Origin of the sequence: Propionivibrio limicola (genome assembly GCF_009469695.1) — a bacterium.
Taxonomy (GTDB): Bacteria; Pseudomonadota; Gammaproteobacteria; order Burkholderiales; family Rhodocyclaceae; genus Propionivibrio; species Propionivibrio limicola.
The window spans coordinates 108,492-134,051 of record NZ_SSSR01000001.1 but is presented as its reverse complement, the minus strand read 5'-3'; the positions used below and the strand labels follow the sequence as shown (position 1 = coordinate 134,051).

Annotated in this window: 23 protein-coding genes; 21 read left to right on the top strand and 2 right to left on the bottom strand. The window is 62.1% G+C overall.

Features of this window, described 5'->3' with window-relative positions; translation table 11 throughout:
* Positions 1-61: 61 nt before the first annotated feature.
* The 11 genes from GH659_RS00635 to GH659_RS00585 all read left to right on the top strand — a co-directional run bounded on the left by GH659_RS00635 (position 62) and on the right by GH659_RS00585 (position 9,939).
* Positions 62-1,447, top strand: a complete 1,386-nt coding sequence (locus GH659_RS00635) for an ABC transporter substrate-binding protein (RefSeq protein ID WP_153108784.1) — start codon at positions 62-64, stop codon at positions 1,445-1,447.
* Positions 1,448-2,662 carry a sensor domain-containing diguanylate cyclase gene (locus tag GH659_RS00630; protein WP_211364052.1) on the top strand — a complete coding sequence of 405 codons (1,215 nt, stop codon included), beginning with the start codon at positions 1,448-1,450 and terminating at the stop codon, positions 2,660-2,662.
* Positions 2,663-2,795: 133 nt separating this feature from the next.
* Positions 2,796-4,502 (top strand): GspE/PulE family protein, encoded by a 1,707-nt coding sequence (locus GH659_RS00625; RefSeq protein ID WP_153108783.1) that lies wholly within the window; start codon positions 2,796-2,798, stop codon positions 4,500-4,502.
* A gap of 2 nt (positions 4,503-4,504) precedes the next feature.
* Positions 4,505-5,746 carry a type II secretion system F family protein gene (locus GH659_RS00620; protein WP_153108782.1) on the top strand — a complete coding sequence of 414 codons (1,242 nt, stop codon included), beginning with the start codon at positions 4,505-4,507 and terminating at the stop codon, positions 5,744-5,746.
* 19 nt (positions 5,747-5,765) lie between these two features.
* Entirely contained in the window at positions 5,766-6,245 is a 480-nt protein-coding gene (locus tag GH659_RS00615; RefSeq protein ID WP_153108781.1) for a hypothetical protein, read from the top strand.
* 74 nt (positions 6,246-6,319) lie between these two features.
* The gene (locus GH659_RS15080) at positions 6,320-6,904 is read left to right on the top strand and encodes a prepilin-type N-terminal cleavage/methylation domain-containing protein (protein WP_281349689.1); all 585 of its coding nucleotides are present in this window, start codon (positions 6,320-6,322) and stop codon (positions 6,902-6,904) included.
* Positions 6,905-6,929: 25 nt separating this feature from the next.
* On the top strand, positions 6,930-7,376 hold the full coding sequence (locus tag GH659_RS15075) for a prepilin-type N-terminal cleavage/methylation domain-containing protein (RefSeq protein WP_153108780.1): 447 nt from the start codon (positions 6,930-6,932) through the stop codon (positions 7,374-7,376).
* A 128-nt stretch (positions 7,377-7,504) separates the two neighbouring features.
* The gene (locus GH659_RS00600) at positions 7,505-8,014 is read left to right on the top strand and encodes a pilus assembly FimT family protein (protein ID WP_170285796.1); all 510 of its coding nucleotides are present in this window, start codon (positions 7,505-7,507) and stop codon (positions 8,012-8,014) included.
* Between the two features lie 7 nt (positions 8,015-8,021).
* A complete protein-coding gene (locus GH659_RS00595; RefSeq protein WP_211364051.1) occupies positions 8,022-8,567 on the top strand; it encodes a prepilin-type N-terminal cleavage/methylation domain-containing protein in 546 nt (181 codons plus the stop codon).
* Positions 8,564-9,451 (top strand): PulJ/GspJ family protein, encoded by an 888-nt coding sequence (locus tag GH659_RS00590; RefSeq protein ID WP_153108778.1) that lies wholly within the window; start codon positions 8,564-8,566, stop codon positions 9,449-9,451. The genes GH659_RS00595 and GH659_RS00590 overlap by 4 nt, the downstream gene beginning before the upstream one ends.
* Positions 9,448-9,939, top strand: a complete 492-nt coding sequence (locus GH659_RS00585; RefSeq protein ID WP_153108777.1) for an agglutinin biogenesis protein MshP — start codon at positions 9,448-9,450, stop codon at positions 9,937-9,939. The genes GH659_RS00590 and GH659_RS00585 overlap by 4 nt, the downstream gene beginning before the upstream one ends.
* A 415-nt stretch (positions 9,940-10,354) precedes the next feature.
* Here GH659_RS00585 and GH659_RS00580 read toward each other — a convergent pair whose 3' ends face one another.
* A complete protein-coding gene (locus GH659_RS00580; RefSeq protein ID WP_153108776.1) occupies positions 10,355-10,717 on the bottom strand; it encodes a hypothetical protein in 363 nt (120 codons plus the stop codon).
* A 43-nt stretch (positions 10,718-10,760) separates the two neighbouring features.
* Between GH659_RS00580 and GH659_RS00575 the strand changes: the two genes are divergently transcribed.
* The 8 genes from GH659_RS00575 (at position 10,761) to GH659_RS00540 (ending at position 20,451) form a co-directional block, all read left to right on the top strand.
* The gene (locus GH659_RS00575) at positions 10,761-13,802 is read left to right on the top strand and encodes a DUF6701 domain-containing protein (RefSeq protein WP_153108775.1); all 3,042 of its coding nucleotides are present in this window, start codon (positions 10,761-10,763) and stop codon (positions 13,800-13,802) included.
* Positions 13,803-13,932: 130 nt separating this feature from the next.
* A complete protein-coding gene (gene pilM / locus GH659_RS00570) occupies positions 13,933-14,874 on the top strand; it encodes a type IV pilus biogenesis protein PilM (RefSeq protein WP_153108774.1) in 942 nt (313 codons plus the stop codon).
* On the top strand, positions 14,871-15,587 hold the full coding sequence (locus GH659_RS00565) for a PilN domain-containing protein (protein ID WP_153108773.1): 717 nt from the start codon (positions 14,871-14,873) through the stop codon (positions 15,585-15,587). The genes pilM and GH659_RS00565 overlap by 4 nt, the downstream gene beginning before the upstream one ends.
* Positions 15,584-16,315, top strand: coding sequence for a type II secretion system protein GspM (gene gspM, locus GH659_RS00560; RefSeq protein ID WP_153108772.1), 732 nt, complete (start codon positions 15,584-15,586; stop codon positions 16,313-16,315). The genes GH659_RS00565 and gspM overlap by 4 nt, the downstream gene beginning before the upstream one ends.
* Positions 16,300-16,713, top strand: coding sequence for a hypothetical protein (locus tag GH659_RS00555; protein ID WP_153108771.1), 414 nt, complete (start codon positions 16,300-16,302; stop codon positions 16,711-16,713). Before gspM ends, GH659_RS00555 begins: the two co-directional genes overlap by 16 nt.
* Complete coding sequence (gene mshL / locus GH659_RS00550) at positions 16,710-18,449, top strand: pilus (MSHA type) biogenesis protein MshL (RefSeq protein WP_153108770.1); 1,740 nt, start codon at positions 16,710-16,712, stop codon at positions 18,447-18,449. Before GH659_RS00555 ends, mshL begins: the two co-directional genes overlap by 4 nt.
* A 48-nt stretch (positions 18,450-18,497) precedes the next feature.
* Positions 18,498-19,316 carry an ExeA family protein gene (locus GH659_RS00545; RefSeq protein WP_246167590.1) on the top strand — a complete coding sequence of 273 codons (819 nt, stop codon included), beginning with the start codon at positions 18,498-18,500 and terminating at the stop codon, positions 19,314-19,316.
* A 22-nt stretch (positions 19,317-19,338) separates the two neighbouring features.
* Positions 19,339-20,451 (top strand): tetratricopeptide repeat protein, encoded by a 1,113-nt coding sequence (locus GH659_RS00540; RefSeq protein WP_170285795.1) that lies wholly within the window; start codon positions 19,339-19,341, stop codon positions 20,449-20,451.
* A 105-nt stretch (positions 20,452-20,556) separates the two neighbouring features.
* Here GH659_RS00540 and ppk1 read toward each other — a convergent pair whose 3' ends face one another.
* Positions 20,557-22,671: a polyphosphate kinase 1 gene (gene ppk1 / locus GH659_RS00535; protein WP_246167589.1), complete on the bottom strand. Its 2,115-nt coding sequence runs from the start codon at positions 22,669-22,671 to the stop codon at positions 20,557-20,559.
* Positions 22,672-22,885: 214 nt separating this feature from the next.
* On the opposite strand from ppk1, the gene ppx reads away from it, so the two are divergent.
* Together ppx and GH659_RS00525 are read left to right on the top strand one after the other, a co-directional pair.
* Complete coding sequence (ppx, locus tag GH659_RS00530; protein WP_153108767.1) at positions 22,886-24,397, top strand: exopolyphosphatase; 1,512 nt, start codon at positions 22,886-22,888, stop codon at positions 24,395-24,397.
* Positions 24,398-24,401: 4 nt separating this feature from the next.
* A complete protein-coding gene (locus tag GH659_RS00525) occupies positions 24,402-25,553 on the top strand; it encodes an ABC transporter permease (protein WP_153108766.1) in 1,152 nt (383 codons plus the stop codon).
* Positions 25,554-25,560: the final 7 nt, after the last annotated feature.

Sequence of the window (25,560 nt, the reverse complement as noted above, 5' to 3'; positions counted from 1 at the left end):
CTGTTCAAACGTTCAGCGTCCTTCGTGGGTTGTTCGTCTTCAACCTTTTGTGAGCCCGGCCTTGAAACTGACGCTGATCCGCCTGCTTTCCGTGTTGTTCGCGCTGTCCGGCCTGTTCGGGGCATGGGCCAGTCGCGCCGAGTCCAATGCATCCGAAACGGTCAACGTGCAACTGCGCTGGATGCACCAGTTCCAGTTTGCAGGCTATTACGTGGCGCTCGAAAAGGGCTTCTACCAGGAAGCCGGGCTTGATGTGCGCTTGCTCGAGGGTGGCCCCGGCAAGCTGCCGGTCGATGAAGTGCTCTCCGGCCGGGCGCAATATGGCGCCGCCAACAGCGAGGTGCTGTACGAGCGCTTGCGCGGACAGCCGCTGGTCGCGCTGGCGGCGATCTTCCAGCATTCGCCGTCGGTGCTGGTGACGCGGGCCGATTCCGGAATCCGCACGCCGCATGATCTGGTCGGCAAGAAAGTCATGCTCATGCGCGGTCGGCATGACTCGGATTTTTACGCCATGCTGCTGCACGAAGGCGTCAAGCCGGAAACGGTCAATATCCAGCCGACCAGCTACGACATCAAGGATCTTGTTGCGGGCAAGGTCGATGCGTTCAATTCCTATCTCACCAACGAACCGTTCGTCCTGCGTCAGCTCGGCATCGAATATAACGTCATCAATCCGAGTCATTACGGCATCGACTACTACGGCGACATCCTCTTCACGTCGGAGGATGAGCTGCGTCAGCACCCGGAACGCGTAAAAATGTTCCGTGCCGCCACGCTGCGCGGCTGGAACTACGCCATGGAGCATCCGGACGAAGTGATCGACCTGCTGCTCGACAAGTACCGTGTCCCGAAGACGCGCGAGCATTTGCAGTTCGAGGCCGAGGCCATGCGGTCGCTGGTCTTGCCGGCCATGGTCGAAATCGGGCACATGAACCGCTGGCGCTGGCAGAGCATGGTTGATGCCTTCAAGGAAACCGGCATGGCGGCGAGCGATGCGCGGCTCGACGGATTTATTTACGACCCGGATGTGGGGGCGAGCGAGAATCGCATGCGCCGCATCGTTTGGGGGCTGCTGTGGGGGATTCTCGCCGCGCTGGCCATCGTGTCGGCGATGGGGGTGATGCTTTACCGTCTGCGCAAGGAAGTCGTTTTGCGCAAGAGCGCGGAGGAGCGGCTGATGCGTTTGAACTCAAGCCTGCGGCGTACCAACGAGATGGCGCGTATCGGTGGCTGGGAGCGCGATATCGGTTCGCATACGATCATCCTCAGCGCCGAAGCGGCGCGCATCCGTGAGCTGCCGCCGGGAAGTGTGCTCAAGGCCGAGGAGGCGTTGTCGTTCTACGCGCCGGAAGAACGCCCGGCCCGGATGGCCGAGGTCGAACGGGCGATCAACGACGGCACGCCGTGGGAGCACGAGTCGCTGCTGACGCTGCCGAGCGGGCGCTAGGTGTGGATTCATAGCCGTGGCGAGGCTATCCAGCGCGATGGCAAGACCGTAAGACTGGTCGGCGCCATGCAGGACATTACGGCGAGAAAAGTGGCCGAGCTGGCGTTGCTCCGGCGTACGCGGGAGCTTGAACTGAACAACGAGATCCTCTGCCGGATCAACGCGGGACAAATGCTGCATGAAGTCCTCGATTTGCTCGCGCATCGGATCGAAGCCTTGCATCCCGGCGTTTTTTGCTCGATCCGGCTGCTCGATGAAGCAGGGGAGGCGCTGCGAGTGGTGGCGGCGCCGAGTTTGCCGGAAGACTATGTGCGGGCCGTGGATCGTACCGTCGTGGCCGAACGTTATGCCGACCTCGGCCGGGATTTTGCCGATACGCTTGTTATCGACAATCTTCTGGCGCATCCGGCGTCCGGGCCTCGCCGCGAGATGGCGGAGCAAATTGGTCTGCGCGCTTGCCTCACGCATCTTCTCAAGGACCCGTCCGGCAAGGTGCTCGGCTCAATCGCGCTCTACCGGCGCGAGTCAGTTCAGGGGGCGGGAATTGACGCGGACGACAGCATCGAACTGATCAAGAGCTACGCCAATCTGGTGCTGCTCGTCATCGAACGCCATCAGGCCGAAGAGAAGATTCGCGGCCTGGCCTTCTACGATGCGCTGACCGGCTTGCCGAATCGTCGCCTGCTCGACGACCGGCTTGGGCTGGTGATGGCCGCCAGCCGGCGCAGCGGTCGTTATGCCGCGCTGATGTTCCTCGATCTCGATAATTTCAAGCCGCTTAACGATACGCACGGCCATCCCGTCGGCGACCTTCTGCTGGAGCAGGTCGCCCGGCGGCTGACCGATTGCGTGCGTGAAACCGACACCGTTGCACGCTTCGGTGGCGACGAGTTTGTCGTCGTCTTGAGCGAACTCGACACGAGCCGCGCCGAATCGACCGTGCAGGCGCGCATCGTCGCCGAGAAAATCCACCATGTGCTGGCCGAACCGCATGTGCTGGCCGAACCGCATGTGCTGACCGTGAAGAAAGCCGGCGCGCCTGACCAGCTCATCGAGCATCGCTGCACGGCCAGCATCGGTGTCGTCATTTTCATCAACCACGAAGCGACGCCGCCCGACGTTCTCAAATGGGCCGACGTGGCGATGTACCAGGCCAAGGAGGCCGGGCGCAATACGATCCGGTTTTACGAAAGAGAAACTCCCGCGGGTTCTTGATCCATGGCGTCGCCGATCAGGGGAGAGGTGCAGGTTTTCGGTTGGTTCAGGAAACCTTGAAAACACTTTGCGACCATGATTCGGATAGAATCGGTGGCCCCGCGTACCACCCATAAAAACGACTGGAATCTGAATGGCGCGTCCGGAAAAAATCAGACTCGGTGACTTGCTGATCCAGCAAGGAGTGCTGACCGAAGAGCAGCTCAAATTTGCCCTTGAGGAACAGAAACGCAGTGGCCGTAAGCTCGGGCGCATTGTCGTCGAAAGCTCGTTTGCCACCGAGGAAGCGATCTCGCGTGCGCTGGCCCGCCAGTTGAACGCGCCTTTTGTTGATCTCAAGCAGTTCAACCCGAATCCGGAATTGATCAACCTGCTCACAGAAGCGCAGGCGCGGCGTTTTCGCGCCGTTGTGCTCGGCGAGATTCATGGGCATTTACAGGTCGGGTTTGTCGATCCGACCGATCTGCAGGCTTACGATGACATCCTGCGTCTGACGCGCCGCGAGGTCGAACTGGCCGTGGTGGCCGAAAGCCAGTTGCTGGCGCTCATCGACCGCGTTTATCGGCGCACCGACGAGATCAGCGGCCTGGCGCGCGAATTGACCGAGGACTTGGGCGACGTGCCGGTCGAGTTCGGCGAACTGCTCGGGGCGGCCACGGGCGCTGAAGAAGCGCCCGTCGTCAAGCTGTTGCAAACGGTTTTCGAAGAGGCCATGCGCACGCGGGCGTCCGATATCCACATCGAGCCGCAGGAGCGCTCGCTGCGCGTCCGCTTCCGCATCGACGGCGTTCTCTATGTGCAGATGGAGGCCGACAGCAAGATTGCGTCGGCACTGGCCTTGCGCCTGAAGTTGATATCCGGTCTCGATATCTCGGAGAAGCGCTTGCCCCTCGACGGTCGTTTCGCCATCAAGGTGCGCAATACGATGGTCGACGTGCGCATATCGACCATGCCGACGCAGTTCGGCGAATCGGTGGTCATGCGATTGCTCAACCAGAACACGGGCCTGCTCGGTCTTGAGCGGCTCAATATGCCGGCGCCTGTTCTGGAACGTCTGCGCAAAGCCGTTCGGCGGCCGAGCGGCATGGTGCTGGTCACCGGCCCCACGGGGAGCGGCAAGACGACGACGCTTTACGCGACGCTGGCCGAACTCAATACGACGGAAAAAAAGGTCATCACCGTCGAAGACCCGGTCGAATACCGCTTGCCCGGCATCAATCAGGTCCAGGTGCACGAGAAAATCGATCTCTCTTTCGAACGGGTGCTGCGGTCGGCGCTGCGGCAGGACCCGGACATCATTCTGGTCGGCGAAATGCGCGATCAGATGACGGCGGAAATCGGCATGCGGGCCGCGATGACCGGCCACATGGTGCTTTCGACGCTGCACACCAACGACGTGGTTTCAACGCCGATTCGCTTGCTCGACATGGGCGTGCCGCGCTACATGGTGGCGTTGTCGCTGCAGCTGGTGCTGGCCCAGCGGCTAGTCCGCCTCGTCTGCGAAAACTGCGCCGAATCCTATACGCCGACCCCGAACGAACGCGAATGGCTGCGCTACGAGTTGGGCGATACCGTCGATCGGCAGCATTACCAGCGCGGGCGTGGCTGCGCGCACTGCGGTGGAACGGGCTACCAGGGGCGGACGGCCGTCTACGAGATGCTCGAAATGAGCAACGATCTCGTCGAGGCGCTCAACGGCGAGGACTTGGCACTGTTTGTCCAGGCGGCGCGCCGGCAGATGGCCGGTGAAACCTTGCGCCGCGATGCCGTGCGGCAGGTCGTGCAGGGACGGACGACCGTTGAGGAAGCCATGCGGATCAGCGTCCAGTTCGAGGATTGACGGTGGCGACCTTTGCCTACAAAGCACGCAATGCCGGAGGCGGTCTCGTCGAAGGCGTCGTCGAAAACGTAAGTCCGGGCAGTGTTGCCGAGATGCTGTCGGGGCAGGGGCTGATTCCCGTTGAAATCCGGGAAACGAAAACGCGCACGGACGGGGCGGCCGGGAAAGCAGGTGCCGGTCTGAATGTTTCCCTGCTCCCGGCGCGCGTCTCCCATATCGACCTGCTGTTGTTCAGCCGCCAGTTGCACACGCTGCTCAAGTCCGGCGTTCCAATCATGCGCGCGCTGGCCGGTTTGCAGGAGGCGGCGATCAATCCGGAACTGCGGCGCGTGATCGGTGAAGTGCGCGAGAGTCTGGAAGCGGGGCGCGAACTATCACAGGCGCTGGCTCGCCATCCGCGCGTGTTTTCTCCGTTCTACCTGTCGATGGTGCGCGTCGGCGAAGCGACTGGTTTGCTCGAAGAAGTGTTCTTCCGTCTCTTCGAGCATCTGGAGTTCGAACGCTACATGCGCGAACAGGTCAAATCGGCGCTGCGTTATCCGATGTTCGTCGTGCTGGCGATGGCAGCGGCGATCGTCGTCGTCAACATCTTCGTCATTCCGGCTTTTGCCAAAGTGTTTGCCGGTTTCGGTGCCCAGTTGCCATTGATGACGCGCGTGCTGCTCGGGTTCTCGAATTTCATGGTTGATTATTGGCCGGTTATGTTGGTCGGCTTGCTGGCAGCGATTGGCGCCTTCCGCGCATGGGTCAAGACGGCCGCCGGGCGGCATGATTGGGATAGGCTGTCGCTGAAAATCCCGATTGCCGGGAAAATCCTGCACAAGGCGGCGCTGTCGCGCTTCTCGCGCAGTTTCGCGCTCGGCATTCGCAGTGGCGTGCCGGTGATGCAGGCGCTCTCCAATTCGGCGCAGACAGTCGATAACGTCTTCATTTCGCGCCGCGTCGAGAGCATGCGCGAGAACGTCGAGCGCGGCGAAAGCCTGCTGCGCGCCGCGATCAGCGCCGGCATCTTTACCCCGGTCGTCCTGCAGATGATTGCTGTTGGCGAAGAGTCGGGCGCGGTCGACGACATGATGGCCGAAATCGGCGACATGTACCGGCAGGAAGTCGAATACGAACTCAAAACGCTCGGTCAGCAAATCGAGCCGATCCTCATCGTGCTGCTCGGCGTGATGGTGCTGATTCTCGCGCTCGGCATCTTCCTGCCGATGTGGGACCTCGGCAAGGTCGCGGTCAAGCGGTAAGGTGATGGGGCGGGCCGGCATGCGGAAATTCGAGTTCGCGATCTCGATCGCGGTCGTCGGCGTCCTCGCGCTTCTTTTGGCCCGCGCGCTTGAGCGGGTGCGCGAGGACTTCGAGGAAGCCGCTGTCCAGAGCGAGGCGGCGGCGATCCGCATCGAACTCCTCGACCGGATCGCCCACCACCAGGCCGTCGGCGGCGAACTGCCGGCGAGCGGCAACCCGCTGGTCTGGATCGGCCGGCGTCCGCCGAACTACCTCGGCGAGATCGACGGCGCGCCTCCGGCGTCCTCCGGGGACGGCGTCTGGTTCTACGACCGCGTGCGCGGTGAGCTTGCCTACCGCTTCCGCTCCGGCCGCGAGGCGCGTTTCCGCCTCGTCGACGGCCCGCAGGCGGCTAACGCACGCGCGAGTCTTTCCGGAATCGGACTGCAGCGGGTCGAAGAGTGGTGTATTAGCCACGCCGATTCGGGGGGCGTTGGTAAAAGTCCTTCAAGCTTTTGATTCTTCATTGTGTTTGCCGAGGACGTTGTGGTTAAATGCCATTCCGCTACTTTGGATATTCCTTGGAAAACAGAGTGAACTACCGAATGAATGACTGGCGTGACCGTAGCCTCCCACGGAGCGAGCGCGGCTTCACGCTGATCGAACTGATCGTCGTTGTGATCATCCTTGGCATCCTCGCGGCTGTCGCGTTGCCGCGCTTCACCAACCTCCAGCGCGACGCGCGGATCGCCAAGCTGCAAGCCGCGCGCGGCAGCGTCATGGCCGCTTCGACGCTTGTCCACGCCACGACGCTGGCGCGGGGCGGGATCGCTGACACGACCGCCTGTTCGGACGGCGGAACGGCGTCGAACGCCGCCGGCGCCACCGGAACCGTCTGCACCGAGAATGGCCTCGTTTACATGGTCTATGGCTACCCGGCCGTCACCGATTTTTCCGGCAACGCCGGAATCCTTTCGGCCGCCGGGTTGACCGGTGTGTTCAAACCGACGCAAACCGAACTGCAGGCCGAAGGCTACACCTACTCGATCTCCGGAACCGTCGCGACGTTCGGCGTCCTCGGCGCGCCGACGCCGGGCAACTGCAACTTCACCTACACCCAATCGACCGCGGCCAACGCCGCCGCCACGGTCAGCGGGCTCACGATCACCGGCTGTTGATTTTTACCTAAATGGAGTGAAAACCATGAAACACACGCAACAAGGCTTTACCCTCATCGAACTCGTCGTCGTCATCGTGATCCTCGGCATTCTGGCTGCGACCGCGCTGCCGAAATTCATTAGCATGACTGACGAGGCGGATAAGGCTGCAATTGAAGCGGTTGCCGGAGCGATTACTGGCGCATCGAATCTTAATTATGCTAAGTGCAAGTCTGGTGGGACTTGTGTGAATGTTTCGGATACTACTGATGCTTGCGCAGGAGCCGCGAACTCTGTTCTTGCAAATCAGACTAACCTTCTTACGGGTAGCATCACTCTTCAGAGTGGTGCGGCAACAGCGAAGGATAAAGCACAGATTGAAGGTGGAACGCCTAAAGCATGTTCTTCGGGGACGACTGTGCAATGCACTATCAAGAGAACGCTGGGTTCAGCGGAGCAGTCTGCTACAGCATATGTGGCGTGTACGAACTGATAGGAAAAAATAGCACCAAATAGGGGACAGACCCCGGTTTTTCGATGAGAGAAGAGGGGCTTGGCCCCTCTTCTTGTGTCAGGTCGCGCAAGGCGTCCAATCCACGATTCCGTGGCGGTCTTTTTCTTGTGAATAAAACACATCCCGCTTCCTATCCGGCCTTGACTGGCGGTTTCACGCTTGTCGAGCTCATCGTGATCCTCGTCCTCGTCGGCATCCTGTCGGTCGCGATCATTCCACGCTTCGCCGACCGGCAGACGTTTGACACGCGGGGCGCTTTCGACGAGGTTTCGTCGTCCTTGCGCTTTGCCCGCCAGCAGGCGGTCGCGCAGCGGCGGCAGGTGTGCGTCGCGGTGACGTCGGGTGGGCTGGGAGTGACGCAGGCTTCGTCGCCGCCGCCGGCGGCGTGCGACGGGCGAGCGGTGGTCGATCCTGCGACCGGCGCGGCGCTGTCGGTCGCGATGCCGGACGGCGTTTCGCTCGCGGCGAACGGCGCAACGGCGGCGCTTCCTGCGACGATCCGTTTTGATGCGCTGGGCCAGGCCGACGCGGCGGGCTTGAGAGTCAATGGCGACGGCGCCTTCTGCCTCGCCGTCGAGGCGGGAACGGGGTATGTCCATGCCGTCGTCTGCCCCTGATCGCCGCGTGACTGGGCAGCGTTCCCGCCAGCGCGGCGTGACGCTCGTCGAGCTGATCGTCGCGATGGTTGTCATCTCGGTCGGGCTGGCCGGAATCCTTTTGGCGTTCAACGTCAGCGTTCGCGGCAGCGCCGACCCGATGGTCGAGCGGCAGCTCGTCTCGATCGCCGAAGCGCTGATGGAGGAAGTCCAGCAGGCGGCGTTTACCTACTGCGATCCCGACGACGCGAAGGCCGAAACGGCGACGGGACCCGGCGATTGCGCCACGACGCCGGAGGCGATGGGGCCGGAGGCTGGTGATGCGCGGCCGTTCGACAACGTGAACGACTACAACGGCCTCGCGCTGGCAGCGATCACCGACGTGGCCGGCGTTGCCGTGCCTTACCTCGGCGGCTATTCGGCGAGCGTGGCCGTGGCGCCGGTGGTGCTGAACACGATCACCGAGGCGAGCGGCAACGCGCTCAGGATCTCCGTGACGGCGACCGGCCCGGGCGGCCAGTCCTTCACGCTCGAAGGCTACCGCGCCCGCTACGCGCCGAACGACATCCCATGAACGATCACCGTTTTTTCCGCCCCCCTCCCGCCGCCCGGTCCGGCGGATTCACGCTTGTCGAGCTGATCACGGTGATCGTGATCACCGGCATCATCGCTTCGATGGTCGCCGTTTTCATCCCGGGGCCGATCAATGCGTACGTCGATACCGCGCGGCGCGCCGAATTGACGGAAAACGCCGATACGGCGATTCGGCGCATCGCCCGCGACCTGCGAACGGCGCTGCCGAACAGCGTGCGCGTCGTCGTCTCGGGCGGCGTGACCTACCTCGAATTCATTCCCACGTCGGGCGGCGGGCGCTACCGCCAGTATCCGACGGCCGGCGGGGCCGGTGACGTCCTCGATTTCAGCAACGCCGATTCGTCGTTCGACGTGCTCGGGCCGGTTCCCGTCTACGCGGCGGGCGAGAGCGTCGTGCTCTTCAACCTCGGGCCGGGGAGTGCGTCCGATGCCTACGCCGGCAATAACCGTGCGGCGCTCTCCACCTCCAATTCCAATGCGAGCCTTTTCAGCACGGACGCCGCCGCGCATACGCTGACTTTCTCCTCGATTCAGTTCCCGGCGCCGTCGCCTTCCGCGCGCTTCCATGTGGTGCGACGGCCGGTGACTTACGCCTGTGCGCCGAACTTCGGGACGCCCGCTGCCGGCGGGCTGCTCCGCTATGCCGATTATCCGTTTTCCTCCGCCCAGCCGACGCCGCCCGCCGGGGTCGCGGCGCAAGTGCTCGTCGGCCACGTTGCCGAATGCGATTTCGACTACAACGAGGTCATTGCGAGCGCGGGCGTGCACACGCGGACCGGGCTCGTGACGCTGATCCTGCGGCTTGAGGATGCGGGCGAGTCGGTCCGGCTCGTCCATCAGATGCAGGTGGTTAACGCGCCATGAAAACGGGCTCGAAGTTTCTGCCGACTTTTTCCGCGCGGCGGGCCGGGCAAGGGTTCGCGCTCGCCTCGGCGATTTTCCTGCTCGTGATTCTCTCCGCGCTGGCGGCGTTCATCGTCCATGTCTCGACGCGACAGCACATCGGCCACGCGGCCGACATCCAGGGCAGCTGTGCGTACCAGGCGGCGCGCGCCGGGGCCGAGTGGGGCGTCTATAACCTGTTGAAAAACGGCGCCTGCGGGGCGAGCGCGCCGTTCGCGCCCGGCGGCAATCTGGCCGGCTTCACGGTGACCGTGAGGTGCGAGCTTGCGGAGGTTGCGACGACGAACAACGAGGTCGGCGACGATGGGAGCGATGTCCCGCTCGTCATCCGCCGCATCGTCGCGACCGCCTGCAACCAGCCGACCGGCGCTGCGCCCGGCACCTGCCCGAATCTCGCGCCGGGCGCCAACTACATCGAGCGCGAAATTGCCGTGGTCGCCGGGCGATGAATATGGCTGACAGAGATGAACCCAGAGAATTTCACATGAGAAACGGTGTCGTTTCGCAGGCTTCGCAATGGCTGTCGCGGTGGTCCCTTCCCGGGCGCCGCTTCCTGCATGCGTTGTGGCTTGCCATGGCGGTCTTTTTTTGCGCGGCGCCCGCGATGGCTGAAACCTACACGTTTTCCAAAAAAACCGAGAGGGCGCCTTGTTCGGGCGACTGGTCGCACAGTGGTTCGATATGGACGTGCTCGGGTTCAGTGAGCCTCGGGAGCGGCGACGCAATCTTGCCGTCGTCGTCGATCACGATCGTGGCGAAGGGCGGAATGACGCTACCCGGCAACAATGTTGTTGGAAGCTCGTCGGTTCCGGTGAATCTGGAGGTCGCTTGGGGGAATCTTTCCGTCGGTAGTTCCAGCCAGATTTATGGAGGAGTCTCCAGCGATTCCGGGTCGATCTCCCTTACCGGGACCACCGTTAGCGGCGGCGTGATCAGTGACGGCACGCTAACGACTTCGGGCGGCTCCATTTCAGGAAACGTAACCGCCAACAATGGCGTGACCTCAACCAACGGCACCGTCTTCGGGGGAAGCGTTGCCGCGTCCAACGGTTCGATTTCCCTTTCGGGCGGATCGGTCGCCAACGGCGTGACGTCGGAATGCTGCAAGGTAACCACGTCGAATACCAATATTGCCGGCGGAGTCAGCAGTTCGAGCAACACGGTCTCGATTACCGGCGGAACCGTGTCCGGGGCAATTTCCTCCAGCGGCGGCAGTGGAATTTCCATTACTAATGCCACGGTTACGAGCGGGAGCCTTACAGCGACGAACGTGCCCATCACGATTTCCGGCAGCACGCTCGGATCGTCGTCGAGTGCGGTCAATGTGACCGGCAACAACAAGGTGACGCTCAAGACGTCGACGACGATTTATGGAAACGTGACGGCTGGTAATTGGCCCGGTGCGCTCTCGATCGACGATACGAGCACCGTTCACGGGGTGTGTACGTCGGACTCCAATTCGCTTATCAATCCCTCGCAGTATCCGCGCTGCACAGGAGGAACTACGCCGTCTTCGTGCTCCCCTCCCTCGAACGCCCCATCAGGTGTCACCCTGACCTGCGTCTGCGACAACTTCGGCCGGACGAGCCTGAATCCGTCGACGATTTTCGGATCGGACTGGATTCTTTCGACGAGCGACTCGACCCGCATCCTGCCCAAGATCGAGAAATCCGGCTACCTTCGCCTGACGGACAAGACGACGAACAACGCCAAGGCGGCGACGGTGCCGGGGATCTTCCCGGCAGCAGGCAATTACATTTCGGTCGAGTTTAAACACTACGCGTACAACGGCTCCGGCGCCGATGGGGTCGCTGTGACGTTCTCCGACTACTCGGTGCCCCCTGTGCCGGGCGCTTACGGTGGGTCGCTGGGCTATGCACAGAAAACCGGGATCAACGGTTTTGCCGGCGGTTGGATCGGCGTTGCGCTCGACGAGTACGGCAACTATCCCAATCCGACCGAGGGGCGGGTCACCGGTCCAGGATTCAAGGAGAATTCGGTCGGCGTTCGCGGCTCAGGTTCGGGGACGAGCGGGTATCCCTGGCTCGGTGGGAAGTTGCCGGTTTCGCCGGGAATCGACAACCAGTCGGCGACCTCGCCATCCCCCGGCTACGCGTACCAGGTCATCATCGATGCGCGCAACGAGTTCAGTACGCCCAAGGGCACTTCGGTGGTCGTCAATCGCGACACCGGGAGCGGCTACTCGGAGCTCGTCAGCATCCCGAACGTCTATACGGCGGTGCCCTCGGGTTACACGCAGGCGGCGGTGCCGGCCAACTGGCAGATTTCGTTCACCGGATCGACCGGGAGTTCGACGAACATTCACGAAATCTCGGGGCTGAAAATCTGCGCGCAGATGATTTTCCCGCCTTCGGGAGGCGTCGCGAGCGGCTTCAGCGCGATTGACGAGGGCTACGGTTCGACGCCGTTGGCGGTGCAGAACTACCTGACCGGGCACATCTACATGAAAGTGGTCGGCAAGCCGTTCAAGCTCAATGTCGCCGCGATAGACAACAATCAGATCCTGACGACCTATGCGGCGGGGAGTTCGAAGAGCGTCACGGTCAAGCTTGTCGATAACAGCGACGGCGCCTGCGTCCTCGACAGCTCGAAAGCCAATTACTGCAGTTCGACGTGCAAATCGAAGAGCGCCATTCCGGGCGGCAGCCAGACCCTGACCTTTTCATCCTCCAACGCCGGGCAGAAGACGTCGGGCGATTTCACGCTGAACACGGCGTACAAGAACCTCGTCGCGATCATTTCGGACGGGACGACGACGGCGTGCTCGACCGACTCGTTCTCGGTCAGGCCGACCGGCATCGCGTCGGTGGTTTCGAGCGATGCGACGAATAACAAGGAGGACGGCAGCCCGATTTTCAAGGCCGGGTCCGACAAGTTCTCGCTGCAGCTCACCACGAGCGGAGTCGCCGGTGTTGCGAGCGGCTACACGGGAACGGCGAGGATAGGCGCGGCGGTGTTCCCGTCGGCCGGGCCGGAATGGGTTGCCGGCGATCTCGCGCCTTTGGCCTTCCCGGAGGCAACGCCGGGAACCGGATCGTCGACGGCGACGGGGAGTTTCGCCTACAGCGAAGTCGGACGTTTCTACCTGAAAGGATTCAGCCCGGACACCGACGCGACGTCGATCCGGGGCGTCTACGACGGCATCCAGACGGCGACCGACTGTTCGGGGCAGACTTCCGCGCAGTGCGATTCACTGAAGCTGTCGTCGACGTGGACCGGGATCGACAGCGTCGCCTCGGCGGGCGATTGCGTCGCCGACAGCTACTCCAACGTGAAGAATTCCAGCGGAAAGTACGGTTGCAACTTCGGGCTGATTTCCGACACGTCGCTCATCGGGCGATTCGTTCCGTATGAGTTCGTTGTCGTCTCGCCGGTACTGAGTAACCGGAAGATCGCGGCGTGTTCGCCGGCTTCGGCGTTCAGTTACCTCGACGAGGGAATGGGGCTCTCCTTCACGCTTAAGGCGCTGAATGGCGGCGAAGCCGTTACGAAGAATTACGTCGGCAGCCTCGCCCGTCTCCCTCTCTCGGCCGATGGCTCGGAGTTCTCCTTCGGTGCCGCCGTGCAGACGCCGTTCAAGGCCGTGTCGAGCGCGCGGATCGCGGGAAGCGGGTTTGCGACGGCCTGGCCGGCCGCTGGTGACAGCAGTGCGGGAATGGTGGCTTTCGACGGGACGGTGATCGTGTCGAGCCTGACTACGCCGGTCAATAATCGTGTTACGCCCGACGGACCGTTCACCAATCTGGTGCTCGGTATTGCGCCCGTCGATCAGGACGGAGTCCGGATTACGACTTACGACCTCGATACGGACAACTCGGGGAGTACGGATCACACGAAACTAGCGACGACGACATTGTATTTCGGCCAGCTTCGCCTGATTCCTGCCATCGGCTCCGAGCGCCTGCCGCTTGCGATGCGCGCCGAGATTTTGCGCTGGAACGGTGCGGCGTTCGTTCCGAACGGCGATGATGACTGCACCGTAGTCGGTGCGTCCCTTCTGGGCTTGTCGGATTGGAAGAAGAATCTTTCTGCTGGCGAAACGGTCCTGACCTCCGGTCCGCTGAAAATCGTCTCGGGCAAGGGAACGATCGGGTTTTCCGCGCCGGGCGCCGGGAACGACGGTTCGGTGTTGTTGACCGCTGATGTGAATAACGCTGGCATGTCGTACTTGGGCGGGCGCTGGCTCGGAGCAACTTCGCCCTCGCAATACAACAGGAATCCCTCGGCGGTTGCTGCGTTCGGCCTGTACAAGGGCGCTGGACCCATTCATCATTTTCGCGAGAATTACTGAACCGGAGGGGCGCGGAGGCTATGGATTGGCGTGTTTGTCGCTTCTCCGGCGTCGATTCTATGAAGAGAAATTCTTGTTGTTTAACGGTTTAATCGGTATCTTTCAGCACAAAAATAATTAGGGCGATCAGATGTTTCCGTTTTTTTCTGCACGACGCAAACCGGGGTGGCTCGCTGTCCTTCCACACGCCGACCGGGTGACGCTGGCGCATGTGGTAGGCGCTACCGGCTCCAGGCCCGTCGTTCAGCGCCTGGATAGTTTCGCGATCGAGAACGGTACGGAGGCTACCTTCCGGCGACTGCGTACTGCCTGCCAACTGGCATCCCATGCTTGCACGACGCTGATGGGCGAGGGTGAATACATGCTGTCGCAACTCGATGCGCCGCCCGTGCCTGAAGAAGAACGCAAGGAAGCCTTGCGCTGGTCGTTGCGCGATCTGGTGACGTATCCGGTCGATAGCGCCTGCATCGACGTGCTCGACATCCCGAACAATGGCTCGTCGTCTGGCCGATCACCGGGTGTGCTGGTCGTGTCGGCGCCCGAGGCCGCCGTGCGGGCGCGAACGGCGCCGTTTGAGTCTGCCGGCATTGCGCTGGCGGCGGTCGATATCCCCGAGCTTGCCCAGCGCAATGTGGCGAGATTGCTGGAGGACGAAAATCGTGGCCTGGTGTTTCTGCGCCTCGATGAAAACGGGATGATGCTGACGCTGACTTTCCGTGGCGAGCTGATTGCGGTTCGGCGCGGCGAGATGAATACGCAGCAACTGACGAGCGACGACCCGGATGTGCGCTCCCGTGTTCTGGAGCGGCTTGGTCTGGAGTTGCAGCGCAGCCTCGACAACTTCGATCGCCAGTACAGCCACATTCCGGTATCCAAGGTCGTGGTGGCCAGTGACCGGCCGGTCGAAAACCTGGCGGCAGAACTCGCCAACAGTACCTATGTGAGTGTGCAGGAAATGGATCTTTCAGCTGTTCTCGACTTCGAGCCGGTGCCGGAATTGCGTGACCGACGTGTACAGGGGCGTCATCTGCTGGCCATCGGTGCGGCCTTGCGTACGGCGGAGAGCGCGTGAGTCAAGATATCAATCTTTACGAAGAGCGTCTGAGGCCGCGTCGCGACTTGGCTACCGCGCGGAATCTGGGTGTCGCGGCCCTGGTGACTCTGGTGGCGGTGTCGGGGCTGGCCGCATGGAGCGGTCACACCGCAACGCAAAAGACGGCGGCAGCGGCGGCGCTGCAAAAGCAACTGGCCGCCGAACAGGAAAAACTGGTCGCCCAGTCGCGCCTTGTCAGCGAGCGCCGCGTGTCGCCGGCGCTGGCAGCCGAACTGGATAAGGCGCGGGCGACGCTGGCCGGTCGTACCGAAGTGATGAGCGTGCTTGAGTCCGGGCAACTGGGGAATACCTCGGGGTTTTCCCGTTTCTTTTCCGGGTTTGCCCGCCAGGCGTCGCTGGATATCTGGCTGACCGGCTTTCGCATGACGCGCGGCGGCGAGGAGATCGAGATTCGCGGGCGCATGTTCGACCCCGCGCGCTTGCCGACGTACGTGCAGGGCTTGAGTGGCGACCCGGTTTTTCAAGGTCGCCGCTTTGCTTCGCTCGACATGCAGGGCATCGAGCCGGAAGCCGAAAGCAAGGACAGTGCGCTTGCGCAGAGTGCTCCGGCCAGGTCGACGACGAGTGGCAATGCGACAGCGAAGTTGCCGCGTTACGTTGAATTTACCCTGCGTTCCGAATTGCCGGCGGTATCGGGAAGCAACGCTACACGTGGAGGCGCCGGATCATGAAGGTACTCTGGCAACGCTTGGCCGGGCGTTACGATTCCTTGCAGTTGCGCGAGCGCTGGTTGATTGCCGCGGCGTTGCTCGGCGGTATTGTGCTGGTCGGCTATTCGCTGTTTATCGATCCTTCGCTCAAACGGGCCGGGGCGGCGTCACGCACGCTCACCGAGCAGCAGGCGCAACTGGCGAATGTCCGTCAGCAGTTGACGGCGCTGCAAGCCCCGGAACGGCACCCCGATGTCGCTGCGCGTGTTGAACTGGAAATGCTCAACCGGCAACTGGCGGACCTGGCCGGGCGTCTCAGCGTGTTCGAAGGATCGCTGGTCCTTCCGCAGAAAATGCCTGTCTTGCTGGAAGCCATGGTCGGGCAGGGCACTGGCTTGCGTCTGCTTAGCCTGAAAACGTTGCCGGTAGCACCGTTGCTGGATGGAAAGCCTGCCGGCCAGCGCGGCGACGGAGCTGTTGCCGGAAAGAGCGATGAAAAGAGCGACGGAAAGGCCGCTCCCGGCGGCACCGCGGATACTGCGCTACGGGAGGGACTGTTCAAACATGGCGTCGAGATTCGGCTGGAGGGCAGTTATGCGGAATTGCTGGCTTATCTTGACCGGCTTGAACAGTCAAAGATGAAGTTGTTGTGGAGCAACGTGGATCTGTCGGCCGAGAAATATCCGAAGCTGGTCCTGACACTGACGGTTTACACACTGAGCATGGATAAGGCATGGCTTATCGTTTGACACTGCTTCTTCTTATGATCGCCGGCACTGCCGCGGCGGAACCGTCGCCCCCCGATCCAACCCGGCCGCCCACCGCGTTCTCCTCTCCGTCAGCCGAGCCGTCGGTCATGGACGGGCCGGTGTTGCAGTCGGTCATGGTTCCGAAGAAAGGTCGTCCCGTGGCCGTGATTGGCGGGAGAAACGTGACGCTCGGTGAGCCGTTCGGGGATAGCCGTCTCGTCCGCGTTACCGAGCGTGAAGCGGTGCTCGAAGGCCCGTCCGGAACCGAGCGGCTGTTGCTTACGCCGGGCATCGAAAGGAAGCCGGCTGCCGCCCATAATCCCGCGAACAATCCCCCGAGAACCGCAACAAAAACAAAGAAGGCTGCCGCCAAGGCGCCAACAAGGAGCGAACAATGAAGTGCAGTTCAACGTTGCTGAAAACGTTGCGGTTGACCTTGCCGCTATCGGCATCGGTATTCCTGTCCGTCATGCTGGGCGGCTGTGCCAGCCATCAGAAAGCGCCCGCGCAAACGTTTGATCGCGTTGGGCAGGAATTGCAGGGGGCCGTGGCGTCGAGACCGAAGAGTGTCGACGAGGCCGTCACTCAGGCCATGATGCCGCCCGTGCAACTCGATTTGCCCGCGCCGGCCAAGGAAGTCGAGCCGCGTTTCGACCTCGCGGTGAGTAATGCGCCGGCGACGCAGGTGTTCATGGCGTTGGTCAGCGGCACGCGTTACAGCATGCTGGTATCGCCCGAAGTTTCGGGCAGCGTGACGGTGAATTTGAAAAACGTGACGGTAAAGGAATCGCTCGAAACGTTGCGTGAGTTGTACGGATACGAGTTCAAGATCCAGGGAACGCGTATCCATATCCTGCCGAATGCCCTGCAGACGCGAATCTTCCAACTCAACTATCTGGCCGGGAAGCGCCAGGGGCAGACGGATGTGCGGGTAACGTCGAGCTCGCTTTCGACGACCAATCCGACGAATACAACGACCGGCACGACCTATCCAACGACGACATCCGGCAGTACCAATACGACGATTCCGAGCAGCCAGATATCTACGGCCCAGAACAGCGATTTCTGGGGCGATCTGGGGAAAGCGCTCGTCAGCATCGTTGGCAGTGAGAACGGGCGCGCCGTGATCGTCAATCCGGCGTCGGGTGTGGTGGTGGTCAAGGCCTTTCCCTCCGACATCCGGGCGGTCGAGCAGTACCTGAAGCTCACGCAACTGGTCGTCGAGCGCCAGGTGATGCTTGAGGCAAAAATTCTTGAAGTGAGCCTCAACGAGGAGTTCCAGGCCGGCATCAACTGGATGGCGTTTGCCGGGAATAACAACCGCTACTCGTTGGGATCGCTCAACCCCGGGACCTCTTTGAATACCACGGGCACCCTGACCAGCACGAGCGGCGGTATCACCGTCGATTCCAGCAACACATCCGCCGTGGCGACGCAACTCGGTCAAGGATTGTTTGGTTTGGCGATCCAGACGGCCAGTTTCGCCTCGCTGCTGAATTTCCTCGAAACGCAGGGCAACGTACAGGTACTCTCCAGCCCGCGCATTGCCACCGTCAACAACCAGAAGGCCGTGCTCAAGGTTGGCAACGACGACTTCTACGTCACCAACGTCAGCTCAACGGTGACTTCAACCGGTACCAGCAACGTGACGACGCCGACGATTACCCTGCAGCCATTCTTCTCGGGGATCGCGCTGGACGTGACGCCGCAGATCGACGCGGAAAACAACGTCATGCTGCACGTGCATCCCTCGGTCAGTGTGGTGACCGAGAACCAGAAAGTCATCGATCTTGGCGAACTCGGTACCTACACGCTGCCGCTCGCCAGCAGCTCGGTCAATGAGACGGATAGCATCGTGCGCGTGCAGGACCGCAACATCGTGGCCATCGGCGGGTTGATGAAGCAGGAGCAGTCGGCCGGCGGAACCGGCTTGCCGGGGGCGTCGGCGGCATCCGGCCTCGGTTGGCTGTTCGGCACCAAGGGCAGCTATCTGAGCAAGCGTGAGCTGGTCATCCTGATCAAGCCGACGATCATCCGTAACGAATCGGGCTGGAAAGACGATCTGGCCGAGACGCAGCAGCGCATCGAGCAGCTCGATCCGCGTTTGCGGGGAAGAGTGCCTACGGTTCGATAACGTTAGATCGAGACTGCGTTGTATCTGAGCCATTTCGGAATGACCGCGATGCCGTTCGGCATCACGCCGGATACGGATTTTTCCTATTCGCATCGCCAGCATCAGGAGGCATTGAATACCCTGTTGCTGGCGCTTGAAGGTGGCGAGGGATTCGTCAAGATCACCGGCGAGGTCGGCACCGGCAAGACGCTGCTTTGTCGCCGGCTGTTGCAGATGCTCGGCGAGGGCTGGGTGACGGCCTATCTGCCCAATCCGAATCTCGATGCCACCATGTTGTTGCAGGCGCTGGCCGAGGAATTGGGCGTCGCTTTGCCTGTTACTTCCGATCCCGCCACCCGCCCTGATGCCTTTCATCTGCTGCGCGAATTGAACCAGGCATTGCTCGCATACGCCCGAAACGGGCAGCGCATCGTCGTTTGTATCGACGAGGCGCAGGTGTTGCCGCTCGAGGCGCTGGAGGCTTTACGCTTGCTGTCGAATCTGGAAACGGAAAAAAGCAAGCTGCTGCATATCGTCCTCTTCGGCCAGCCCGAACTCGACGAAAAGCTGCGTCGGCCGGAGGTGCGCCAGATCCTGCAGCGCATTGCATTTCATTATCGCTTGCGTGGTCTTGGTCGGGAGGAGGTCGGCAATTACGTCGCCCACCGCTTGCGGGTCGCCGGCTATCGTGGCGAGGCAATGTTTTCGTCTGGTGCGTTGAGGGTGCTGCTCCGCGCCAGTGGTGGTATGCCGCGCCTGATCAATATCCTGGCGCATAAAGCTCTGCTCGCCTCATTCGGCGAGGGGAAGACGGATGTCAAAGCCCGCCACGTCCGGCTGGCCTGGCGGGACACCGAGAGTGCCCGCCGCGGGCTCTGGCTATGGTGAGCGGGGCGGTGGAAAGGGGATCATGAGTCTAGTCAATCAGATGCTGCGGGATCTCGATGCGCGCCGCGCAGCAACCGACCGCAAGGGGCTGCTGGACAACGTTCGCCCGCTGCCGCCGCTTGCGTCGCGCCGGTCGCGCGTTTGGCTGATTTCTCTCGGCTGTCTTGTCGTGATTTCGGCCTTCTGGATCGCCTATTCTTTCATGGGGCCGGGTGAGGCCGCTGCGATACCGTCACTTCTGAATCCCCCCTTGCCGACAACGAAAGACGGTTCCGATGATGTCCGGACGCACGACGACAATTTGTCTGCGTTGGCGTTGAGTCTGCGAATGTCCGACGTTATTGGCGCCGAGGTGCCGGTGCCGCAAGAGGCTGTTGATTCCCGCCAGAATCCGGCACCGGCCGCCAAGGTGAGCGAGATCGGCAAGGAGGCGGCGCCTCTGAGTCAGGCCGAACCCTCGGGAGCAGTGAAGGAATCCGTGCCTGAGCAGAAGGCACGTGATGACCGCCATGCGGATACGCCTGGCAAAACGGTTGTTATCGAAAAAGCCGAATCATCGTCGCCGAAGGAGAAAGCTGAGGCGGAATATCGAAAGTCCATGACGGCGCTCAACCAGGGACAGACGAACGACGCGCTGGAACTGTTACGCGGAGCGCTGCGTCTGGATGCTTCCCATGTGGCCGCCAGACAATGGCTGGTGAAGCTGTTGCTCGACGCCCGTCGCCTGGATGAGGCCGTCGTCCTGTTGCAGGAAGGGATCGCCTTGCGGCCTGCGCAAGTGGGCTGGGCAATGACTCTGGCACGCCTGCAAGTCGAGCGTGGAAGCCTGGCCGATGCGTGGAAAACGCTGGAGTCCTCATTGCCGGCGGGCGGCGATAACGCCGACTATCAGGGCTTCGCCGGTCATGTGCTTTATAAGCAGGGGCGTAGCCGTGACGCCATTGCCCATTACCAGGTTGCAACGCGTTTGGCTCCGGCCGACGGGCGGTGGTGGCTGGGGCTTGGGTTGGCGCTGGAAGCGGAGGGCAAGTTGCCCGAGGCTCGCGATATGTTCCTGCGTGCTCGCCAAACCGGCAAGCTGGGGCCTGATCTCACGGCGCTTGTCGAGCAGAAGGTGCAGCAGTTCTCGCGCTGATCGCTGGTTGGTTTCCTGGTACTGCCCAGTCGCCCCCAAGTGATAACCCGGGGGCGTCAGTTTGTTTTTCCAAAGGAAGGCAGGCGCACGGACTGCCTTCCCGAATCATGGCTTGAGCAGGTCGATCAATTCGCTTTGCGAGCTGCGCGGACGGGTGCGCGAGACGCGGCGCGGGTGGTAGTTGCCGTTGCCTTCCATTTCCCACGACTGCAGGTTGTCCGCCAGATAGATGCGTAGTCCCTCGGAGATCACGCGGCGCTTAAGCTTCTTGTCGACCAGCGGGAAAGCAAGTTCGATGCGGCGGAAGAAGTTGCGGTCCATCCAGTCGGCGCTGGAGAGATAAACCTTTTCCTCGCCCCCGGCATAGAAGTAGAAGATCCGGTGGTGTTCGAGGATGCGGCCGATGACCGAGCGGACGCGGATGTTCTCGGACAATCCCTTGATGCCGGGACGCAGCGCGCACACGCCGCGCACGATGAGGTCGATGCGCACGCCGGCCTGCGAAGCTTCGTAGAGCGCGGCGATGACCTCCGGTTCGAGCAGCGAATTCATCTTGGCCATGATGCGCCCGCGCTTGCCGTCGCGGGCGGCGGCGATTTCGTTGCGGATGGCGACGAGAATGTTGGCGTGCAGCGTAAACGGCGCCTGCCACAGGTGTTTCAGCGATTCGGCGCGACCGAGGCCGGTCAGCTGCTTGAACACTTCATTGACGTCGGCGCCGATTTCCTCGTTGCAGGTCAAAAGGCCGAAGTCCGAGTAGAGGCGAGCCGTTTTCGGGTGGTAGTTGCCGGTTCCCAGATGCACGTAGCGGCGCAGGTGGCTGCCGCCCTTGCTGTCCTCGCGACGCACGATCATCAGCATCTTGGCGTGCGTCTTGTAGCCGACGACGCCATAGACGACATGCGCGCCGACTTCCTCAAGCTTGGTGGCCCAGCCGATGTTCGCTTCCTCGTCGAAGCGCGCCATCAGCTCGACGACGACGGTGACTTCCTTGCCGTTCTGGGCGGCGCGGATGAGCGACTGCATGAGCACGGAGTCGGTGCCGGTGCGGTACACGGTCATCTTGATGGCGACGACGTGCGGATCATCGGCGGCCTGATTCAGTAGCTCGATGACCGGCATGAAGCTTTGGTACGGATGGTGGAGCAGGATGTCGCCGGCGCGAATGGCGTCGAAGAGGGCGCGATTTTTTTGCAGCGGTTTCGGGATGCCCGGCTGGAACGGTTTGAACTTGAGGTCGTTGCGCGCCACCTGATCGGGAATCTGCATCAGCCGCACCAGATTGACCGGACCGTTGACGCGGTAGAGGTCGGACGGTTCCAGTCCGAACTGGGAAAGCAGGAAGCCGGCCATCGTTTCGGAGCAATTATCGGCAATCTCGAGCCGCACGGCATCGCCGAAATGGCGCTGCGGCAGTTCGCCCTGTATCTGGGTGCGCAGGTTCTTGACTTCTTCCTCGTCGACGAACAGGTCGCTGTTGCGCGTAACCCGAAACTGGTAGCAGCCGAGCACATGCATGCCGGCAAACAGTTCGCCGACGAATTCGTGCAGCACGGACGAGAAGAAAACGAACCCGTATTCGCAGTCGCACAGGTGCTTGGGCAGGCGGATGACGCGCGGCAGCACGCGCGGTGCCTGCACGATGGCGGCGTCTGAGCTGCGGCCGAAAGCATCCTTGCCTTCGAGTTCGACGGCGAAGTTGAGGCTCTTGTTGAGTACGCGCGGGAAAGGGTGCGACGGATCGAGCCCGATCGGCGTGAGTACCGGCATGACTTCGCGCAGGAAATAATCCTTGATCCAGGCGTGCTGGGCCTCGGTCCATGAGCCGCGGCGAAAGAACTTGATGCCCGCTTCTTCGAGGTGGGGCACGAGGTCGTTGTTGAACAGATCGTATTGCTCATCGACCAGCGCGTGCGCTTCTTCGCTGATGCGTTGCAAGGCTTCGCGCGCCGTCAGGCCGTCGGTGCTGATGGCTTCCGAGTGGAGTTTGACCTGTTCCTTGAGTCCCGCGACGCGGATCTCGAAAAATTCGTCCAGATTGCTGCTGACAATGCACAGAAAGCGCAGGCGTTCGAGCAGGGGTTTGCGCGGATTCTTGGCTTGGGCGAGCACGCGCCGGTTGAAGGCGAGGATGCCCAGCTCGCGGTTCAAAAAGTTTTCGGGACGGTTATACGGGGAGGGCGGCACGTTGCCGCGCATGATAACGGTGTTTGAAGTCATGGGTGCATTGAAGCAGGAATGAGGTAAGTGGACAAGCTGGCGTGGGCTGGCAATGCAATCGACCACCGGATTTTATGACGCTTTTGTTACAGAGAGATGACCGTAACGGCAGCGAAAAACGGGGAAAGGGTAGCGAAACTTGAGCGAATATTCAGCCTATCCCCGATGCTAGAATGCTCGATCTCACTTTCCCGCGCAGACTGAAAAAAACAAAATGGGTTATTCACAGATTGCAGCAGTCGATCTTGGGTCAAACAGTTTCCGCCTGGAAATCGGGCGCCTGGTTGAGGATCAGATTTACCCGCTCGATTCGTTGAAAGAGCCGGTGCGGCTGGCCTCCGGGCTGAACCGCGAGAAGATTCTCGATGACGAGGCCCAGCAACGCGCCCTGGAAACGCTGAGCCGGTTCGGCGAACGCTTGCGCGGCTTCAAGCCGGAGGCGGTGCGTGCTGTGGCGACGAACACCCTGCGCGTGGCGAGGAATGCCAAGGTGTTTCTGCCGCGCGCCGAAGCGGCGCTCGGCTTCCCGATCGAAATCATTGCCGGACGCGAAGAAGCTCGCCTGATCTATATCGGCGTCGCCCACGCGCTGCCACAAAACGACCGTCACAAGCGGCTGGTCGTCGATATCGGCGGTGGCTCGACCGAGTTCATCATCGGCCAGAAATTCGAGCCGCAGGCGCTGGAATCGCTGTTCATGGGCTGCGTCAGCTATTCGCTGCGCTTCTTCCCCGACGGGCGGGTCGATAAAAAGCGGTTTACGGAAGCGGAAGTGGCGGCGGCGAGCGAAATCCAGCTCATCGCCGAGGACTACCGGCGCCTCGGCTGGACCGAGTCGGTGGCCTCGTCCGGTACGGCGCGGGCGATTGCCGATCTGCTCGAAGAGAATAATCTCAACCCGGATGGCGTCACCGGCATCACGCGCGAAGGCCTGGCGAAGCTCAAAGCGATGCTGATTCGCGCCGGTTCGGCAAGCGCCATGAAGCTTTCCGGCTTGCGGCCCGACCGTCTGCCTGTATTCCCCGGCGGTCTCGCCATCATGTCGGCCATCTTTTCCGAGCTGGGCATTGAGCGCATGATTTATTCCGACGGCGCCTTGCGTCTCGGCGTGCTGTATGACCTGCTCGGCCGCTATCAGCATAACGACATGCGCGAAGTGACCGTGCAGCAGTTCATGCGCCGCTATCAGGTCGATACCAAGCAGGTTGCCCGCGTCGAAAAGACGGCGCTCGCCTTGCTCGGCCAATTGATCCCGATCGACGCGCCGGACTGCGAGTGCGAAGTACGCTTTCTGCGCTGGGCGGTGGCGTTGCACGAAATCGGCATGTCGATTGCCCAGAGCGGTTTTCACAAGCATGGCGCTTACATCATCGGCAACGCCGACATGCCGGGATTCTCCAAGAAGGATCAGGAGCGGTTGTCGCTGCTCGTGGTGGGTCAGCGCGGCAAGCTCGACAAGTTGCCGTTGATGCCGTCTTCCGATCCGATGTGGCGCCTGCTTTTCTGTTTGCGGCTGGCGGCGATTCTGAACCGCTCGCGCAGCAACGTGCCGCCGCCCGACTGCCGGGTCAAGCAGACAGCGACGGCTTTTCTGATTGAACTACCTGCCGCCTGGATGAATGCCAATCCGCTGACGGCCGGCGCATTGGCCGATGGCGTGCAGTACTGGCAGGCGATTGGCATGACCTTGCGCATCAAGCGCCGGATGGCCGGGCTGGAGGGGTAGGTCGGTGGCCCGTCCGGCGTTGGCGATCGACGAGCGCGTCGGGAAAGACGGACAGCGCGAACTCAGGTTGTCCGGCGACTGGACGCTAACCGCTTTGCCGGCGCCTGTCGCGGCGCTGCAAGCGACGTTGCGCGAGCACGCGGCGCGGCGTCCGGTGTGGGACTTGACCGACGTGGCGCGTCTCGACAGTGCCGGGGCCGTGTTGCTCTGGCAGGCGTGGGGGCGGCGCTGGCCGGAGGCGCTGACGGCGACCGCAGAGCAGCGCGCGATTCTCGAACGGGCCGCCGCCTTGCCGCCGTCGGCCGAGTTTTCCCGCGGCAGAGGGACGCGTGCGCAACAGCGGCTCGACTGGCTGTCGTGGCCGTTGATCGTCGTCGGAACCCTGTTGTTCAAGGCGGTAAGGAACCTGCGCGAGGTCGTGACGCTGATCGGCCAGCTCGTGCTTGATCTCGGCTATCTCTTTGCGCATCCGCGTGATATTCCGTGGCGCGAGTTTTCGGCCACGCTCTACAAGAGCGGCGCGCTGGCCTTGCCGGTGACGGCGCTCGTCGGCTTCCTGATCGGCATCGTGCTGTCGTATCTCTCGTCGCTGCAGCTCAAGACCTTCGGCGCCGACATCTACATCGTCAACCTGCTCGGCATTTCGATCATCCGCGAACTGGGGCCGGTCATCGTCGCCGTGCTGGTGGCCGGGCGTTCCGGCTCGGCGATGACGGCACAAATCGGCGTCATGCGCGTGACGGAGGAAATCGACGCGCTGGCGACGATGGGCATTTCGCGCACCTTGCGTCTCGTGCTGCCCAAAGTGCTGGCGCTGGCCGTGACCATGCCGCTGCTCGTCGTCTGGTGCGCGGCGGCCGGGATCATCGGCGGCATGGTGTCGGCGAATGTGGAAATGGGACTGGCCTATGGCTTTTTCATCGACACGCTGCCCAGGGTGGTGCCGGTGGCGAACGTCTGGATCGGCATCGGCAAGGGTTTCCTGTTCGGCTTTCTGATCGCGCTGATTGCCTGCCACTTCGGCCTCAAGGTGCGGCCGAACACGGAAAGCCTCTCGGCGCGGACGACGTCTTCGGTGGTGACGGCGATTACCGTGGTGATCATTGTCGATGCCATTTTTGCGGTGCTGACGCGCGGCGTCGGGATGCCGGTGTAGTGAGACC